16 protein-coding genes are annotated in these 16,421 nt (G+C 74.3%); 8 read left to right on the forward strand and 8 right to left on the reverse strand.

The features are described from left to right. The first annotated feature begins 14 nt into the window (after positions 1-14). Positions 15-551 carry a PadR family transcriptional regulator gene (locus tag C2142_RS06615; RefSeq protein WP_148641520.1) on the forward strand — a complete coding sequence of 179 codons (537 nt, stop codon included), beginning with the start codon at positions 15-17 and terminating at the stop codon, positions 549-551. A 118-nt stretch (positions 552-669) separates the two neighbouring features. Here the strand turns inward: C2142_RS06615 and C2142_RS06620 are convergent, their stop codons facing one another. Continuing rightward, positions 670-1,179 (reverse strand): DUF4396 domain-containing protein, encoded by a 510-nt coding sequence (locus tag C2142_RS06620; protein WP_148642233.1) that lies wholly within the window; start codon positions 1,177-1,179, stop codon positions 670-672. On the opposite strand from C2142_RS06620, the gene C2142_RS06625 reads away from it, so the two are divergent. The 3 genes from C2142_RS06625 to C2142_RS06635 all read left to right on the forward strand — a co-directional run bounded on the left by C2142_RS06625 (position 1,138) and on the right by C2142_RS06635 (position 3,271). Further along, positions 1,138-1,401, forward strand: coding sequence for a hypothetical protein (locus tag C2142_RS06625; RefSeq protein ID WP_162600479.1), 264 nt, complete (start codon positions 1,138-1,140; stop codon positions 1,399-1,401). The genes C2142_RS06620 and C2142_RS06625 overlap by 42 nt on opposite strands. A 59-nt stretch (positions 1,402-1,460) precedes the next feature. Then, positions 1,461-2,156, forward strand: coding sequence for a class I SAM-dependent methyltransferase (locus C2142_RS06630; protein WP_148641521.1), 696 nt, complete (start codon positions 1,461-1,463; stop codon positions 2,154-2,156). Positions 2,157-2,425: 269 nt separating this feature from the next. Continuing rightward, a complete protein-coding gene (locus C2142_RS06635) occupies positions 2,426-3,271 on the forward strand; it encodes an undecaprenyl-diphosphate phosphatase (RefSeq protein ID WP_241002416.1) in 846 nt (281 codons plus the stop codon). 326 nt (positions 3,272-3,597) lie between these two features. Here the strand turns inward: C2142_RS06635 and C2142_RS06640 are convergent, their stop codons facing one another. Next, positions 3,598-5,112 carry a HEAT repeat domain-containing protein gene (locus tag C2142_RS06640; protein ID WP_148641522.1) on the reverse strand — a complete coding sequence of 505 codons (1,515 nt, stop codon included), beginning with the start codon at positions 5,110-5,112 and terminating at the stop codon, positions 3,598-3,600. A 286-nt stretch (positions 5,113-5,398) separates the two neighbouring features. Here C2142_RS06640 and C2142_RS06645 point away from each other — a divergent pair, with 286 nt between their 5' ends. Then, positions 5,399-5,950 (forward strand): hypothetical protein, encoded by a 552-nt coding sequence (locus C2142_RS06645; RefSeq protein WP_148641523.1) that lies wholly within the window; start codon positions 5,399-5,401, stop codon positions 5,948-5,950. Positions 5,951-6,142: 192 nt separating this feature from the next. On the opposite strand, the gene C2142_RS06650 is transcribed toward C2142_RS06645, so the two are convergent. Further along, the gene (locus C2142_RS06650) at positions 6,143-7,627 is read right to left on the reverse strand and encodes a hypothetical protein (protein ID WP_148641524.1); all 1,485 of its coding nucleotides are present in this window, start codon (positions 7,625-7,627) and stop codon (positions 6,143-6,145) included. Positions 7,628-8,100: 473 nt separating this feature from the next. Between C2142_RS06650 and C2142_RS06655 the strand changes: the two genes are divergently transcribed. Next, positions 8,101-9,285, forward strand: coding sequence for an aminoglycoside phosphotransferase family protein (locus C2142_RS06655; protein WP_148641525.1), 1,185 nt, complete (start codon positions 8,101-8,103; stop codon positions 9,283-9,285). A gap of 83 nt (positions 9,286-9,368) precedes the next feature. Here C2142_RS06655 and C2142_RS06660 read toward each other — a convergent pair whose 3' ends face one another. The 3 genes from C2142_RS06660 to C2142_RS06670 form a co-directional block, all read right to left on the reverse strand. Further along, positions 9,369-10,658, reverse strand: a complete 1,290-nt coding sequence (locus tag C2142_RS06660; RefSeq protein ID WP_148641526.1) for an acyl-CoA dehydrogenase family protein — start codon at positions 10,656-10,658, stop codon at positions 9,369-9,371. Between the two features lie 489 nt (positions 10,659-11,147). After that, positions 11,148-11,642: a hypothetical protein gene (locus tag C2142_RS06665; RefSeq protein WP_148641527.1), complete on the reverse strand. Its 495-nt coding sequence runs from the start codon at positions 11,640-11,642 to the stop codon at positions 11,148-11,150. A gap of 879 nt (positions 11,643-12,521) precedes the next feature. Then, entirely contained in the window at positions 12,522-12,761 is a 240-nt protein-coding gene (locus C2142_RS06670; RefSeq protein ID WP_148642235.1) for a DUF397 domain-containing protein, read from the reverse strand. A gap of 471 nt (positions 12,762-13,232) precedes the next feature. Between C2142_RS06670 and C2142_RS06675 the strand changes: the two genes are divergently transcribed. Further along, a complete protein-coding gene (locus C2142_RS06675; protein ID WP_241003127.1) occupies positions 13,233-13,673 on the forward strand; it encodes a PTS fructose transporter subunit IIA in 441 nt (146 codons plus the stop codon). Positions 13,674-13,804: 131 nt separating this feature from the next. Then, positions 13,805-14,602: an NAD-dependent epimerase/dehydratase family protein gene (locus tag C2142_RS06680; RefSeq protein ID WP_148641529.1), complete on the forward strand. Its 798-nt coding sequence runs from the start codon at positions 13,805-13,807 to the stop codon at positions 14,600-14,602. 78 nt (positions 14,603-14,680) lie between these two features. Here C2142_RS06680 and C2142_RS06685 read toward each other — a convergent pair whose 3' ends face one another. Together C2142_RS06685 and C2142_RS06690 are read right to left on the reverse strand one after the other, a co-directional pair. After that, positions 14,681-15,751 (reverse strand): GDSL-type esterase/lipase family protein, encoded by a 1,071-nt coding sequence (locus tag C2142_RS06685; protein WP_148642236.1) that lies wholly within the window; start codon positions 15,749-15,751, stop codon positions 14,681-14,683. 137 nt (positions 15,752-15,888) lie between these two features. After that, positions 15,889-16,377: an NUDIX domain-containing protein gene (locus tag C2142_RS06690; protein WP_148641530.1), complete on the reverse strand. Its 489-nt coding sequence runs from the start codon at positions 16,375-16,377 to the stop codon at positions 15,889-15,891. Positions 16,378-16,421: the final 44 nt, after the last annotated feature.

The following is a 16,421-nucleotide window of genomic DNA, read 5'->3' on the forward strand; positions in this document are numbered from 1 at the left end:
GAGAGAGTGACCCCATGCTGAAGCTCGCGATCCTCGGGTTCCTCCATGACCGGCCCCTGCACGGCTACGAGCTGCGCCGCCACCTCGCGGCACTCACCGGGCACGTCCGACCGATCAGCGACGGCACGCTCTACCCGGCGATCAAGCGCCTGGAGTCCGACGGCCTGCTGGTGCGCGAGACCGAGCCGGGAACGACGGCCGCCCCCCGTCACACCCTCCATCTCACCGACGCGGGGCGGGCCGCGCTGCTCGACCGGCTCCGCGCACCCGACGAGCTCGACATCAGCGACGAGAACCGCTGGTTCACCGTGCTGGCCTTCCTCCGCCATCTCGACGGCGAGCCGGCCGCCCAGGCCGCCGTGCTCCGCCGCCGCCTCGCCTTCCTGAGCGAGCCGGCCAGCTTCTTCTACGCCGGGGCGCGCCCGCTCGGCGCCGAGGACGTGGCGGACCCGTTCCGCCACGGCATGCTGCTCATCGCGCGGGCCACCACCGAGACCGAACTCGCCTGGCTGCGAGCCACCCTGACGGAGCTGGACCGCAACGCGCAGTAGGCCCCGCGGGCCGCATCCCCACCACCCATCCCATACACACAAAACGCCGCGGCCCGCACCGACCGTCGAACAGTCGGTGCGGGCCGCAGGCGAGTCCCCGGCGCCTCGGGGTACGGGGTCAGTGCTGGTGGTGGGCATGGACGACCGCGTGGCCGCGGCCGCGCCCGATCATCCACTTGTTGACCGGCACGGTCAGGCTGAAGGCGAGGACGAGTGAGCCCGCCAGCGCGATCCAGAACAGCAGGTCGCCGAGGCCGGCGTCCATCGCCCCCGGGACGGTGACCATCACGGTGTTGTCGATCAACTCCATGACCAGGATCGACACGGTGTCGGCGGCCAGCGCGACCTTCACCGCGGCCCCGACGTCCAGGCCGGCCTTCAGCACGCCGCGCATGGTGAGCGCGTAGCCGAAGACGAAGGCCAGCAGCACCGAGAGCACCACGGTCGCACCGTTGTGCAGGCCGAACGCGGTACCGAGCACCATGCCGAGGATCTCGCCGATGGCGCAGCCGGTAAGGCAGTGCAGGGTGGCCTGCGCGGCGGTCCGCCAGCTTGCCCCGCCGCCGTGCGCGGCACCGTGGCCGGCGTGACCCGCATGACCTGCGTGACCTGCGTGACCTGCGTGCACATCGTGACCCGCGTGCGCGTCGTGACCCGCAGGGATGTCGTGGCCGACATGGCCGACATGGCCCTCGTGCCCGGCCGGGTGGCCGTGGTGCTCGTGGTGCTGGTGACCCGCGTGCTGCTCGTGCTCGTGCTGTGCGGGGTGTGCCATGTCGTCCTCCGCTTGCTCCGGCGCTTCGTTCCTCGCTCCGTCGACGATGAATGTATACCCCCTAGGGGTATGTAGCAACCCTCGTCCCGACGCCCTCTTCCCCCCTCCCGTCGACCCGTGTTCCGATGAGACGCATGACCGATGAGCGACGTAAGGGTTACGACGGCACGGGACCGGGCGCGATCACACCGGACGGATGCGCCGTCGAGATGTACAGCCGGCTGCCGGCCGGGGGTGAGCCGGAGGTGATCGAGAAGGCCGTCCCGGCGGGCGCGAGCATCCTCGAACTGGGCTGCGGCGTGGGCCGGATGACGCACCCGCTGCTCGACCGGGGCTTCGCGGTGACGGCCGTGGACGAGTCCGCCGAGATGCTGGCCCGGGTGCGCGGGGCCAGGACCGTCCGGAGCCCGATCGAGGAGCTGGACCTCGGCGAGCACTTCGACGTCGTCATGCTGGCCTCGTTCCTGGTGCACGCCGGCGACCCGGTGGTCCGGCGTCGGCTGCTGGAGACCTGCCGGCGCCATGTCGCGGCGGACGGCTGCGTGCTGATCCAGCGCGAGGGCGAGGAGTGGCACCTGAACGTGCCGCGCGAGCGCCCGATCCCTCCGGACGGACTGGTCCGGATCACCTCGTCCACGCCGGTCGGCGACGGGGTGAACTCGGTGCACGTCGAGTACGAGTTCCCGGACGCGCGCTGGACCCAGACCTTCCTCTCCCGGCCGCTCGGCACCGCCGAGTTCGAGCGGACGCTGGCCGAGGCGGGCCTGTCCGTGGACGCCTATCTGACCGAGGACCGGGTCTGGGTGCGGGCACGGCCGGACACCGCCTGAGCAGCGCCTGAGCAGCGCACGAGCACCGTCCGGACAACGGTCCGGGCGGTGCGGCGGGCCCGGAGCGGGGGTGAACGACAACCCGTCACCTTCACCGCGTACCATCAGGCGCGCGCCGGGCCCTCGCGCGACCCGTGCGTCGGGCGGGACCGGCGGTTCGCATGCCATCGGCATGTGCCCCGCGCATGCCGATGGCATGCTCCCGCACCGACCACCACACAAGGACCGCTGATGCGCATCGACCGACGGATACCCCGGGCGGGTGTCCGGTGATCGAATGGTTCCACGGGGCCGTCCTCGGCCTGATCCAGGGACTCACCGAATTCCTGCCGATCTCCTCCAGCGCCCACCTCCGGGTCTTCTCGGCCCTGCTGGGCTGGGACGACCCGGGCGCGGCCTTCACCGCCGTGACCCAGCTCGGCACCGAGTCCGCGGTGCTGATCTACTTCCGCCGCGACATCGCCTCGATCGTGAAGACGTGGACGCTCTCGCTGTTCCGACCGGCGCTCCGCTCGCACCAGGACGCCCGGATGGGCTGGTTCGTGATCATCGGCACCCTGCCGATCGGCATCCTGGGCAAGCTGTTCCAGGACACCATCGAGACCAACCTCCGTGACCTGCGGATCATCGGCACCACGCTGATCGTGTTCGGCCTGGTCCTGGCGGTGGCCGACCGGACCCGGGCGGTCCGCAACGCCAAGCCGATCACCGATCTCACCCTTCCGCACGCCGCCGGGTACGGCTTCGCACAGGCCCTGGCGCTCATCCCCGGCGTCTCCCGCTCGGGCGGCACCATCAGCGCCGGCCTCCTGCTCGGCTACAGTCGCGAGGCGGCGGCCCGGTACTCGTTCCTGCTGGCGATCCCGGCGGTGCTCGCCTCCGGCCTGCTGGAGCTGTTCAAGATCGGCGAGGGCCCTGCCCCTGCCTGGGGGCCGACCGTCCTGGCCACCCTGATCGCCTTCGTGGTCGGCTACGCGGCGATCGCCTGGTTCCTGAAGTACATCTCGAACAACAGCTTCATGCCGTTCGTGGTGTACCGGGTGGCGCTCGGCATTCTGATCATCGCGCTGGTGAGCATGGGCACTCTGGCGCCCGACGCCGGGGTCGTGAAGTAGAACGCGGTTCCAGCGGTTCCACCCGGCGCTCCAGCCCGGCAGCCCCGCCCAACGGTCCCGCCCAACGGCTCCCACCCCACCGGTCCCACCTCGTACCGACAGCAGCGGGCCGGGGCACCACTCCAGGTGCCCCGGCCCGTTTCGTCCGTCCAGGAAGCGACCCGGCCCCCGAACGGCTCGGTCGCAGACCGGTGGCGCGCGGCCGCAGCTCGGCCGCGGCACACAGGCGGATCCGGCCCGCAGGCGGATCAGGCACGCGGCCCCGCCCCGGCCCGCAGGTGGCTCGGGATTGGCCCCGGGGCGCCCGTGGCGCCCCCTCCGGGTGGCTACCGGCTGCGCTCGCGGGCGGCGGTCAGCCGGCCCCGCACGGCGGCGTGGACCTCGGCCTCCTCGGCCGGGTCGGCGGCGAGCCGGCGCAGGCGCTCCAGCACACGGGCGTCGCCGGTGGTGGCGACGTGTCTCGCGGCGAGCTCCCGGGTGGACTCCTCGCAGTCCCAGAGGCACTCGACGGCCGGGCCCTCGGGGAAGTGCACGTCGGTCGCGGCGAGCGCCTGGGCGGCGCGGCCACGCAGTTCGGAGGAGGCGGCCTCGCCGTAGATGTGGCGCAGGACGGGGACGGCTTCGGCGGCGGCAAGCCGCCCCGCACCGTCGACCAGCGCCCCGAGCCCGGAACCGGTGCCCGTCACCCCGCGCACCGAGATCCAGCGGCGCAGGCCGGCTACCACGAGGGGCGCGTCGCAGGGCTCGCCGGCGTCGGCGAGCAGCTGGACGGCGGCCTCGCCGAGGGCGCTGTCCGCGCCGCCGGCGGTCGGATCGGCCCAGCGGCGGGCGTGGGCCAGCACCTCGGGGCCGCGCATCCGGCCGAGCAGCTCCAGGGCGGCGCGCACCATCCGGTCGTCCACGTCGGCGGCAGCGGCCTCGATCAGGCCGGCGGCGGCCGGGTCGCGCTGGTCGACCAGGTAGCGCAGCGCTGCCCGGCGGGCGCCCGGCAGGCCGCTGCGGGCGGCCTCCAGCACGGCCGGACGGTCCTCGGGGCGGACCACGGCGGCCAGGCAGCGCGCGGCCGCGGCGGCGCGGCGGTCCACGGCGTCGGGGCCGGTGAGGTCGCCGGCGTCGCGGGCCGGTTCGGGGCGGTCGGGCTGTCGGGCGAAGGCGCCGGCGCTCAGGCCGCCCAGCTCGCCCTGGTCGGCCCAGGCGAGCACGTCGGCGGTGGACCAGCCGGGGGTGACGCCGCTGCGGTTGAGCTGGCGCTGCCAGAGGTCGAAGGGGGACTGCTCGCTCGCCGCGGCGACCCGCGGGTGGTAGGCCGCCCAGAGTCGCCACGGCCGCGGCTCGTACGCGCCGCGGATGAACTCGCGCAACTCGGCGTCGCCCTCGGGGCCCGGCGGGAAGCGGTCCAGCACGGCGGTGCCGAGCAGCAGCAGGCCGCGGTCGTCGTCCCGCAGCGCGAGCTCGTCCAGGGCCCAGGCCCAGTTGGTGCCGGTGGCGGCGTACTCGCGCAGCATCAGCAGCGCGTCGCGCCGGCCGTAGGCGGCGAGGTGGCCGAGGACGGAGAGCGCGAGGCCCGTGCGGGTCTCGTCGTCGTCGAGGAGGTCCTCCGGGTCGTGGAGGTGGTCCTCGATGCCGCCGAGCGGCGCCTCCAACTCCATGTAGAGGCGCGCGTAGTAGAGGGAGCGGTTCTCGACCTGCCAGTCGGCCCTCGGGTCCCTGGTGACGCACTCCTCCAGCGCGGTGATGGCCTCGGTGCGGTCGGCGGCCAGCGCATGGAGCTGCCCGTCACCACGGCCTCGCTGAAGGAGGCCGAGGAGGCTGGCACTGGGTGCTATCACTGGCTCGAACATGAGGTCAGCATCCGTTGCGGCGGTCGTAGTGGCAACGGGATTTCCGTCGCCGGGGTCACTGGTCGGTACTGCGGTGGGCGCCCGGGCGCCGGAATCACCGAAGGTTACCGCCTCGGACACCCCGCCGCACACAGGGCAATGGACCCTTCTGTCCGTTTGGCATATGCCGGAGGAATTTTGCCAGAGATCTGCCCAAATCCCCCGCAGGGGTGAGGCCGCTGTGCGACAGTCTTCTCACCACCCGAACAGACTGTAACCCGGCCGTCACCCGAGCAATGGAACCGTCATGAACATGCCCAGCACCGCCGGCCGTCCGCCGGGCACCGCCGTGGCGGACAGGCCGGCGGACAGCCGGACGACCGGCGACACCCGGACCGCACCGGGCGCCCCGACGAGCCGCCCGGCCGACGGCGGGGCGGGCACGGGACCGGAGACCGGGGCGGCCGACGACGCGGTGGACGGCAGAGTGGACGACAGAGCGCACGGCACGACACAGGCGCCGTCCGGCCCCGGAGTCGGCTCGGCCGAGTGGGACCTCCTCACCGACGACATCCGGTGGTCCGACGAGGTGTTCCGGCTGCTCGGGTGCGACCCGGGGCGCGGCCCGCTCAGTCTCGACCGGCTGCCCGACCGCGTCGACGAGCCGGACCGGCCGCAGCTGCGCCGGATGATGACCGACGCACTGGTCCACGGACGACACGCCTACGGCACCCTCCAGGTCCGCCACCCCTGCGGCGGCCGCGGCGCGATCGAGTGCGCGGGCGAGCCCGTGCTCGGCACCGACGGCACCGTCACCGCGCTCCGCCTGCTGCTGCGCGCCGTCGTCGACCACCGCTGAACCACCGGCGGCACCTGAACCACCGGCGGCACCTGAACCGCCGGCCACGCCTCGGCCAACGACCCGCGCAGGCCGACACGGACCCGTCCCGGCTCGCCCCGGCCCGAATCCACGAACCGCCGAGCCGCCGAACCGCCGTACGACCAGACCGCCGAGCCGCCGTGTCCCCGAACGACCGGACCGCCGGCCGGCTCAGGCGAGCTTCGGCCGGTTCTTGGCGTCCGCCTGCCGCAACTCCCGCCCCAGCTCCGCGCGGAGCTCGTCCACCACCGGCATCCCCCGGTAGCGGGCGGTCAGCCGGTACATCTCGCGCAGCCGGTCCCAGGTGCGGTGCGAGGAGTTCTGGCCGATCAGGTTCATCACCATCTTGGCCTGGAACTCCGCCGCGTCCGGCTCCCCGGTGAGCCAGTGGACCGAGGCCAGGGTGATCCGGTCGAACAGCGCCGAGCGCAGCTGGCCGGTGCCCTCGCGGAGCTTGATCACCCGCTCGGCCTGGCTCCGGGCCTGCACGGCCGCCACCGGGTGGTGCTCGGCCAGGGTGCGCAGCACCAGCGCCTGCATGCCGCGCAGCTCCGCCTCGTCGAAGACCTGCATCCAGGACGGCGGCGGCTCGGGGACGTCCTCGGCGAAGAGGTCCTCGGCCTCGCCGAGCAGCCGCCAGGTGTCCTGGGAGTGCCCGATCGAGGCGTGCGCCCAGGCCTCCACGGTGTTGAGCATCGCCCGGGTTCTGGGCAGCACCTGGCCGCCGCCGGCCTTCGCCGCCGACATCAGGTCGAGCGCGTCGTCGGCCCTGCCGAGGTGGACCATCTGCCGGGCCGCGCGCGAGATCGCCTCGCCGGCCCGCGGACGGTCGCCGGCCTCCTTGGCCGACTCGGCGGCGATCACGAAGTACCGCTGCGCGGTGGGCTCCAGGCCGACGTCGTGCGACATCCAGCCGGCCAGCACCGCGAGGTTGGCGGCGACCAGCCACAACCGCTGCTCCACCACCGGACTGTGGCGGTGCGTCAGGAGCCCGCCCACCTCGTTGAGCTGGCCCACCACCGCCTTGCGCTGGAGGCCGCCGCCGCGCGCGGCGTCCCAGGCGCGGAACACCTGCACCGAGCGCTCCAGCGCCTCCACCTCGTCGAGCCCGACCGGGCCCGCGTCGTACACGTCCACCACCGGACGGGCGGCGCCCTGCCCGGTGACCACCGGTCGCGGCCCGGGCACGGAGGCCGCGTACGCGACCGCGTCCCCGCCCAGCCAGCCCTTCAGGGAGTCGGCGACGACCGCCCCGGCCGTGAGCGCGGCACCCGCGCCCACCAATCCACGTCGGTTCAGCATGAGGTCCATTCCCGTGAACTCGGTGAGGACCGCGGCCGTACGATCCGGCTCCCATGGATGTGCTGCGGGCTGCGCCGCTCCGGTCCTGGTGGGCCGGTGTCGTTCCAGACCGAGGTCCTCAGTGGTGACGACACGGCCGAGCCGCTCCGTGAACACGGCTGCCAGCACCCTCGGCACCGGATCGCGCGGGATCTCCCCCTGCTCGATCCACCGCCGGACCCGCGAGGTGTCGGTGGACAGCTGCTGCTGTCCGATCGCGGCGCCACGCCTGTTGACCAGCCGCGCGAGCTCGCCCTTCGACCATCCGGTCAGGACGAACAGATCGGCGAGTCGGGTGTTGGGTTCCCTGCTCACGTGAAGCCCCCAGGTTCCTCGGCTGGTTCGAGGCTAGAGGCTCCGTCATGTGCCAGGCGAGCATTCGCCAGGCTTCGCCAGGGTCCGCCACATTACCAACCAGTGCCGTCCGGGTGTGATGTAGAGGTGCGCCACCTCGCCCCTCGGGTCGGGCGGCGCCCCAGGCCACGGCGGGGACTCCCCCGCCCGTGTCAGGGGCGTCCCCGGTCCTCACCCGAGGGGGTGGCGCGGCCGGGTGGCGCGGGGGCGCCGGGCACGGCCACGGCAGTCCGGCCGACCGCATTCCCCAGGGTGCGGACGGTCGGAACACCGCCGCAGCAAGGGGCTTCGGCCCCGCGTCCGTGCCCGGCGCCCGCGCTCCACCCACCGCACCGAAGACAGGGCCGCCGTCACGCCAGGAAGCACGCGGCACCGGCCCTCCCCGCACCGCGGGGCGCACCCGCCGACGGACAGGAAGGGACCTCCCTCACCCCATGTACCCCTCAGCGACCTCCCCCTCGCCGACCGTGACCCGCACCGCGCTGCGACCCCCCACCGCAGCCACCGGCCGTCCCGGCCCCAAGCAGGTCCCGCCGCCGAGCCGCCCCGCGGACGCGCGGGGCCAGGCCGCCCGTACGGCACTGGGGTTGCGCGCCCCCGACTCCGTCCTGCCGGGAGGCGCACGGATCCCGGCCGCCCGGCCGGGCGACGGCCGGATGCTGCGTCAGCCGATGCGGCCCGGGCAGGCCGGCGGTCCCGAGCGGATCGACCCGTCGGCGCTGCAGACCCCGGCGGTCCGGGCCGCGCTGGCCGGCGTCGCGCGGATATGCCCCGCCTTCACCCCGCGCCAGGTCCTGCGCGAGGGTAGCCGCCACATCCTGGTGGCGGGCACCATCGGGCGGGCGCCGGTGGTCGCCAAGTGCCTGGCGCCGCAGGCGGTGCGGAGTGAGTACTTCGAGCAGCTGGTGGCCGACTTCCACCACGAGGTCGCGGTCTACCGGGCGTTCGTCCGGCACCGTCCGCCGGTGCGGCTGCCCCGGCTGGTCGCGGCCGACCACGACCGCTGCGTGCTCGTCATGGAGCGCGTCCCCGGCCGTCCGGCCGCCCGGGAGCGCCACCCGGTCAACGCGCCCACCCCGGGCGAGGTTCGGGCGCTGCTCACCGCCGTCCGGACGCTCAACCTGTGGCGGCCGCCGACCGACGTCTTCCAGCCGCGGCTGGACTACCAGTTGGAGATCGCCCGGTACCACTCGGTGGGCCAGCTCACCGACCGGGACGCCGGCGACCTCCGCGGCCTGCTGCACGGTCTGGGCCACACCCCGCTCCAGCTCTGCCACGGCGACGCACTGCTCAGCAACATGCTGCTGGCGCCGTCCGGGCCGGTGCTGGTCGACTGGGAGCAGGCCGGCTGGTACCTGCCCGGCTACGACCTGGCGGTGCTGTGGAGCGTCCTCTCCGGGGACACCGCGGCCCGCCGCCAGATCAGCCAACTCGCCCAGAGCGGCGGCACGCTGGCCCGGGACGCTTTCCTGGTCAACCTGGTGCTGGTGCTGATGCGGGAGATCCGGCTCTACGACGTGCCCGGGGCGGGCGAGGAGCAGCGGATCATGATCCGTCGGCTGTACGACGACGCCGCGCTGGCCCGCCGTGCCGTCCGCGCCGCGGTCGGCACGCGCTGAGGCAGGCGTGCGCCGCTGGGCGCGGCTCCGCTGGGCGGCGGCGTGCGCTGAGCCCCGTCAGGCCTGCTGACGGGGCTCAGTCCTCAGGGCCGGGCCCCGCGATCGAGGGCCGCCCGGCCGACGGCGTCCAGGACGGCCTCGTCCGGGGCGAAGTGCACCCGGCTGCTGAGCACGTCGCGCAGGTAGCGTTCGAGCGGGTGGCGTCGGCTGAGGCCGGGATTGCCGGTGAGCGCGACGGCCTGCTGGACGGCGGCCGTCGCGGCCCGGGTGACCAGCAGATGGGCGGGCCCGGTCCGGGCGACGGCGTCCGGCTCGCCCCTGTCGACGCGCGGGGCAAGGCCGTTGACCAACTCCTCCGCGCCGATCAGCTGGGCCTCGATCTCGCCGAGCGCACAGCGGTACCGGGGCAGGCTGCCGAGCGGCTCGGTCAGATTGGCCGGGGTGCGCTGGTGCAGGAAGCGCACCAGCCAGTCCTCGGCGGAGCGGGCCACCCCGAGGGCGATCGCGGAGAGGGCCAGGTCGTGCCAGGCCCGGGTGAGTTCGGCGGCCGGCACGGTGGAACCGACTGCTCCGCTTCCCGAAGGTGCGGTTCCGGCCACCGCGGAGGCGGTTCCGGAAGGGCCGGTTCCGGCTCCCGAAAGGGCCGCTCCGGCGGCGGACTTCGGCACCGCGAGCCCGAGGGCGTGCTCGGCCGGCACCCGGACGCCGTCCAGCACCACGTCGTGGCTGGCACTGGCCCGCAGGCCGAGTTGGTCCCAGGTCGGGTCGACCTCGACGCCCTCGCTCTCGCCCCGGACCAGGAAGGTCCCGACCCGCGGCACCGGCTCGTCGGTCCGTGCGGTGACCGCCATCCAGGTCAGCGCCTCGGCGCCGGCGCAGTACGTCTTCCGGCCGGTGAGCAGCCACCCGTCGCCGTCCCACCGGGCCACCGTGGCCGGAACCGCACTCCCGTGAGCGCCGCCCTGGTCGCCGGGCTCCGCCTGCAGGGTGCTGACCAGCGCCGGCCCGCGCCGGGACTCCGTGAGCAGCCGCCGGTAACCGGCCGTCGGCCAGCTCGCGACCCGGGCCTGCTCGGCGTGCCGGAGCAGGGTGAACGCGGTGACCACGGCCACCGAGGCGTCTCCACGCCCGAGTTGGGCAAGTACCCGGACGGTGTCGGCGAGCGTGCCGCCCGGCCCGCCGTACCGCCGGGCGACGGTGAGGGTGAGCAGTCCGGCCTCGTGCACCGCCTCGATGCCCTGGTACGGGAAGGTGGCGTCGCGGTCGTGCTCCTCGGCCCGGGCGGCCAGCAGGTCGACGACCCGGGGCAGCCCGGCGAGGGCGGTGGCGACGGGCGACTGGTCGGCGGCGACGGCGGTCGCGGTACTGGTCATGGTGCTGGTGCCTCCGGGCGGCAGCGTGGGCTCGGCAACTGCGGGCGGCACGCCGGACGGGCGCGCGGTACCGGGTTGGCGGCACCGGAGGTCAGCGAAACGCCCGCCCCCGGATCGGCGCCGACCGCTCGGCCGGCCGCCCGCCGCCTCGGGGACGAGTCCCCCTCAGTGGCCCGGACACGCCGCGCTGGCGGTGCGCCGCAGGTCCAGATAGCTGCGGCGGGTCAGCAGCGGGAGACGGCACGACATGTTCGCGACTGTACGAAGCGGTGATCGAAACCGTCAAGCAGCGCCCGGGGCGCGGGACGCCCCGCCGTTCCCGCCCGCCCCCGATTCCCGGTGCCTCCGACGCCCCCAGCGTTTCCCGATCGGGAATCCGGCCGGGAACGGAACCGGGCAGGAGGGACTGAAACGGGCACTGGGGGCGAAGCGGACACGAGGGAGCGAAGCAGGTACCAGGGGCAAAGCGGACGCCGGAGACGGCGCCGGTCAGCCCTGCTGGAACATGTCCGCCGGGAGCGGCTTGAGCAGCTGGTAGAGGTCGTCCGAAATCGGTCGGTCCCAGGAGGCGATGGTGACCTGGACGCCGTCACTGCGCCCGAACTGGGAGCAGAACACCCGACCCTCGCTGACCTTGACCTTCTTCACGATCAGCAGGTCGTCCCCGAGCATCACCGGGAAGTCCTCGGCCGAGACGAACTCGACCGGTTCCTCGTTCTCCAGTGCCGCGAGCAGCTGCCGGACCTCGAAGGGCACGTCGTCCCCGGTGTCGCGGGCCGGCGAGCCCTCGGGGAGGTTGCCGATGAACATCGCCGGGCCTCTACCGCCGAACAGGTCGTAGCGCAGGAAAATCCCCTGGCAGGAGCCGTCCGGACCGGTCATCATGGCCGCACCGAAGTCGCCGGGCCAGTCGCCCGGGTCCATCGCGAGCACGTCGAAGTCCGGGCCGGCGGGCTGTCCGGAGCGACGGCGGAGAAAAGACATGGGAACATCGTACGTGCCCGGCACACCGCTCTCACGGGGTGGGTGGGGCACCGGACGGAGATCCACGCTCAGAGACCAATGTTGACTCTGAGCAACCGTCCGGGCTACGTTCGGTTCAGCACGACGGCCGTTCTGGGTTTCACCCTTCGGGGGGACGGCATGTCGCAACGCGGCCCTACACGCGTATCCCTCACTGTGCGCATCGTCGTGCCGATCCGCCGAGCACCCAGCTTCGTCGTCGCACACCGCACAGCACAGCGAGCACAACACACAAGCCAACAGTTCCATGCCACACAAGCAAGGTCCGCGGGGCCCCGGCCCGTCGCTCCCGCGGATCTGCTCGGGACGCCGCCGCGTGGGGGCGTGCGGGTCCCGAGCACCCGGTACCGACTCCGAGTCGCTCTCGGCTTCGGTGCCAGCCTCCCGGCGACTGCCGGCCCCCTTGTGGGGTCGGGAACGGCCGACGCACCCCCGGTGCGCAGGGGATGACTGGGAGGCAGGCCTGGCAGCACTGCCGGGCTGCACAGCAGGCGCCGTGTCTGGCCGCGTGGGGGCGGTGGGCACGGCGTCTGCCTGTGCTCATACTCTGAGCTGCGTTTGTCTAACAGTCAACAGAAATAATGACGGGGTACGCTCAAACGAGATCGGACCGATGCGCCCCCGATGCACAAGCGTGCGCCGGGGGCGGGCCCCTGGCCGGGGCCCGTCCGGCATCCTGCGCCCGGCACCCTCGGGAACCGGCCAAGGCGAGGCCCCGGGAACCGGCAGGCGCGAGGTCCCGGGTCTCGGGTGAGGGCTCGGGACTTGGGTCGGGCCTCAGGCCCCGGGCCCCGGGCGTCCGGCTCGGGCGAGGCCCCGGGCAGGTCCTGGCGCGGGACCTCAGGTGAGGTCGAACTCCCCGTCCCGGGCGCCGAGCACGAAGGCCCGCCACTCCCCCGGCGTGAAAACCAGGACCGGGCCGTCCTCCTGGCGGCCGTCCCGCATGCCGATGTACCCGTCGACGAAGGCGATCTGGACGTCCCCGACGCCCTGGCTGCTGCACAGCCAGGTGGCCCCGCTGAAGTCGACCTTCGGCTTCCCGTTCGGTGCGAGCTCCGGCGCCGCGCCGGGCGCCGGCACTCCCCCCACCCCGGCCACCTCTGCGGCCGATTCCACGTCAGTCCCGATGTTGGCTGCCACTACTGGTCTCCTCCCGACGGTCTTCCGGGGCCAGCCTAGCCATCGCCGCCGCCCCGGTCAGCGGGTTGCCGAGGACTCCCCCGACCGGGGCCGAGGCCCGGCCCCCGCCCCCGGGCATCACCCGTGTGCTGCGGCCCACCCCTCGGCGCGAGCCCCGCGGAGCGTGTCCCGCCCGGGCGGGCGGCACGGGAGCTGCCAGAGTGAGGGAAGCCCGCACCACGAGCCCGCACCGCCACCCCGCACCGCCACCCCGCACCGAAGCGACACCACCCGCACCCCGCATCCTCCACCCCGCGCCCACAGGAGCAGCCGATGAGCCGCCGGGACGGCACCCGCGCCGATGTCATCCCCATCTCCGAAGCCCCCTCGGCCCACCCCCCGGCGCCCCGCACACCGCCCTCGCGCACCCCGCTGCCGCGTCCGACGCCCGGCCGGCCGCCCACGCACGGGCGGGTCGGCATCGTGCTGGTCTCGCACAGCCAGGATCTTGCCGTGGCCGTCCGGGCCCTGGCGCTCGCACTCGCCGGCTCCGACACCCCCGCCCCGGTCGCCGGGACCGGGGGCGACCTGGTCTCCGGCCCCGGCATCAGTGCCGTCCTGGTGGCCGCCGCCACCCGCCGGGTCGACCAGGGCCACGGCGTGGTGATCCTCGCCGATCTGGGCGGCGCGGTGTCGACCGTCCGCGCACTGCTCGCCAACGCCGACGAGCACGGCCTGCCGTTCCCGGTCCGCTTCGCCGACGCCCCATTCGTGGAGGGCGCGGTCGCGGCCGTCGCCACCGCCACCGCGGGCGGCGACCTCGCCGCGGTGCTGGACGCCGCCGAGGAGGCGTACCGCCAGCACAAGGACTGATCCCACGTCACCGCCCCTTCCCCACACGGCACTTCTCGGCGTTCCACCCCACGGCGGGTGACCGCCCGGCTACCATCGGGCAGGACCGGCCGGCCGGGCGGGCCGGACGGTCGGAGGGGGGAACCTCGGCCATGCGCGTGGTCGTCACCGGCGGGGCCGGATTCATCGGAGCCAACCTGGTCAGGACCCTGCTGGCCCGCCCCGAGGTGGACCAGGTCCGGGTGGTGGACGACCTGTCCACGGGCAGCAAGGCCAACCTCGCGGGCACCGGCGCCGTCCTCCTGGAGGGCAGCATCCTCGAACCCGCCCTGCTGGACGAGGCGTTCACGGGCGCCGACGCGGTGGTGCACCTGGCCGCACTGCCCTCCGTCCCGCGCTCGGTGGCCGACCCGCTCGCCAGCCACCACGCCAACGCCACCGGCACCCTGGAGGTCCTGGAGGCGGCCCGCCGGGCCGGCGGTCCGTACGTGGCCGCCGCCTCCTCGTCCTCGGTCTACGGCGCCAACCGCGAACTGCCCAAGCGCGAGACCATGCGCACCGCGCCGATGAGCCCGTACGCGGTGAGCAAGCTGGCCACCGAGGCCTACCTGGCGGCCTACCACCACTGCTACGGGCTCGGCGTGCTGCCGCTGCGGTTCTTCAACGTGTTCGGCCCGCTCCAGCCGGCCGGTCACGCCTACGCCGCGGTGGTGCACGCCGACCCGGTCAACCTGGCCTTCGGCACCCGCATCTCGCTGCTGGAGCTGGTCGGCGAGCTGGAGTCGGTGCTCGGCCACCCCGTCGAGGTCGCCCACACCGAGCCCCGGCCCGGCGACGTCCGGGACTCCCAGGCCGACAACTCCCGGCTGCGCGAGCTCTTTCCGGACATCCGGCCGGTGCCGCTGCGCGAGGGGCTGGAGCGTACGGCGGAGTGGTTCCGGACGCTCTGAGGCATCCCTCGGAGCACGGCGGCCATGCGCGGAGGGGGTTGGCCTCGGAGCACGGCGGCCGTGCTCCGAGGCGCCCCCTCAGGACGTGGCCACGGTGGCGGCGAAGGGCCCGCCCGGGCCGAAGGCGAGTGCGGCGAACCGCTCGCCGATCCGCCGGTGCCCGGCCGGGTTCGGGTGCAGCAGGTCGCCCAGTCCGTCGGCGTCCTCCCGACCCAGGAGCGCGAGCCCGTCCAGGTGGTGCAGGTGCGGGTCGGTGGCCGCCCGGGCGGCGGTGATCGCGGCCAGCTCGGCGCGGACCACCTCCAGGGTGAGCGCACCCGCAGCGGTGTCGGCGGGGTCGCCGAGCGCCGTGAACCGACGCCCGTCCGCCGTCGGCTCGTACCCCGCCGGACCCGGAGTCCGTTCGAACGGCGGGCAGAACAGCGGGGAGACGACCAGCAGCGGGGTGTCCGGGTGCCCCTCGCGGACGGTGTCCAGGAAGCCGTGCACGGCCGGGACGAAGGTGCGCAGGCGGAACGAGGCCGCCGTGATGACGTTGATGCCGATCTTGAGGCTGATCAGGTCGGCCGGCTGATCCCGGATGGTGCGGGCGGTGAACGGGTCCAGATGGGCGTTGCCGGCCAGCGAGAGGTTGAGCAGGTCGACGCCGGCCCGCCCGGCGGCAATCCACGGCCAGACGTCGGCGGCCGAGTCCGCCTCCGGGGCCTGGCTGATCGAACTGCCGTGGTGCAGCCAGCGGAGCCGCCCGGTCGGCCGGGGCGGGTGGACCGGGGCGTCCGCGCGCAGCGCGACCAGCTCGACGGAGGTCCACTGCGGCAGCCACAGCTCCACCTCTCGCCCGCCGTCCGAGGCCCCCGGGTCGAACCGCAGGACGGTCGGACCTCCCGCCGCCGGCAGCGGGGCCCGGCCGGCCCGGACACCGTCCAGCATCAGCTCGATGGCCCCCGGGTACGGGGACTCCGGCGGCGCGTGCAGGGCGAGTTCGAGCACCGTCGCCGCCGTCCGGAAGGCCAGCCGCACGCCGGACGGCATCATCGCCACGCGGCGCAGCGCGTCGCCCGGGGCCTGCGCGGCCGTCCAGGCGGGCAGCCGCCAGGGGCGCAGGCCGACCGCCGTACGCTCCAGGTGCAGCGCGCCGCGGAACTCCACCGGCCCGTCGGACAGCGGGACTTCGGCCAGTCCGGGCGGGGCGGGTTGTCCGGGTTCTGCCGGCTGTGCGAGTTGGCCGGGCTGCGCGGGCGGGGCCGGTCGTCCGGGCTGTGCGGCTTCTGTGGCCGGGTCGCCGGTCACGGGCGCTCCTTGCCGTCCCACTCGAAGAGGGTCGCCCCCTGGGAGTCCCGGGCCTGCCGCAGGCACTCGTGCTCCTGGTCGATCATCGGCGGCAGGTCGTCCAGGTCGAACCAGCCGACGGCGAGCGACTCGTCGTCGTTCACCCGGGCCTCGCCACCGACCGGGCGGCAGCGGAAGACGAGCACCAGGTACTGCGTCACATCGCCGTTGGGGTAGGTGACGTCGCCCGTGACGCGCACGGCGGCGAGCACCTCGGGGACGACCTCGACACCGGTCTCCTCCAGGCACTCGCGCACCACGCCGTCGGCGGGCTGCTCCCCCGGTTCGAGAATGCCGCCGGGCAGCGCCCAGCGGCCGTCGTCGGCCCGCTGGGCGAGCAGCACCCGGCCCCGGTCGTCGAAGACGACGGCGGCGGCGGCACTCAGCCAGAGCTTGCGGGTGCCGACGAGGGCGCGGAGGTCGGCGAGGAAGGTGGGAATGGCCATGCCCCGCACCCTATCCGGCGTCAGGAAGCGGAAGCCGGGGACGG

The sequence above is a fragment of the Streptomyces sp. CB01881 genome, assembly GCF_002953255.1.
Lineage (GTDB): Bacteria > Actinomycetota > Actinomycetes > Streptomycetales > Streptomycetaceae > Kitasatospora.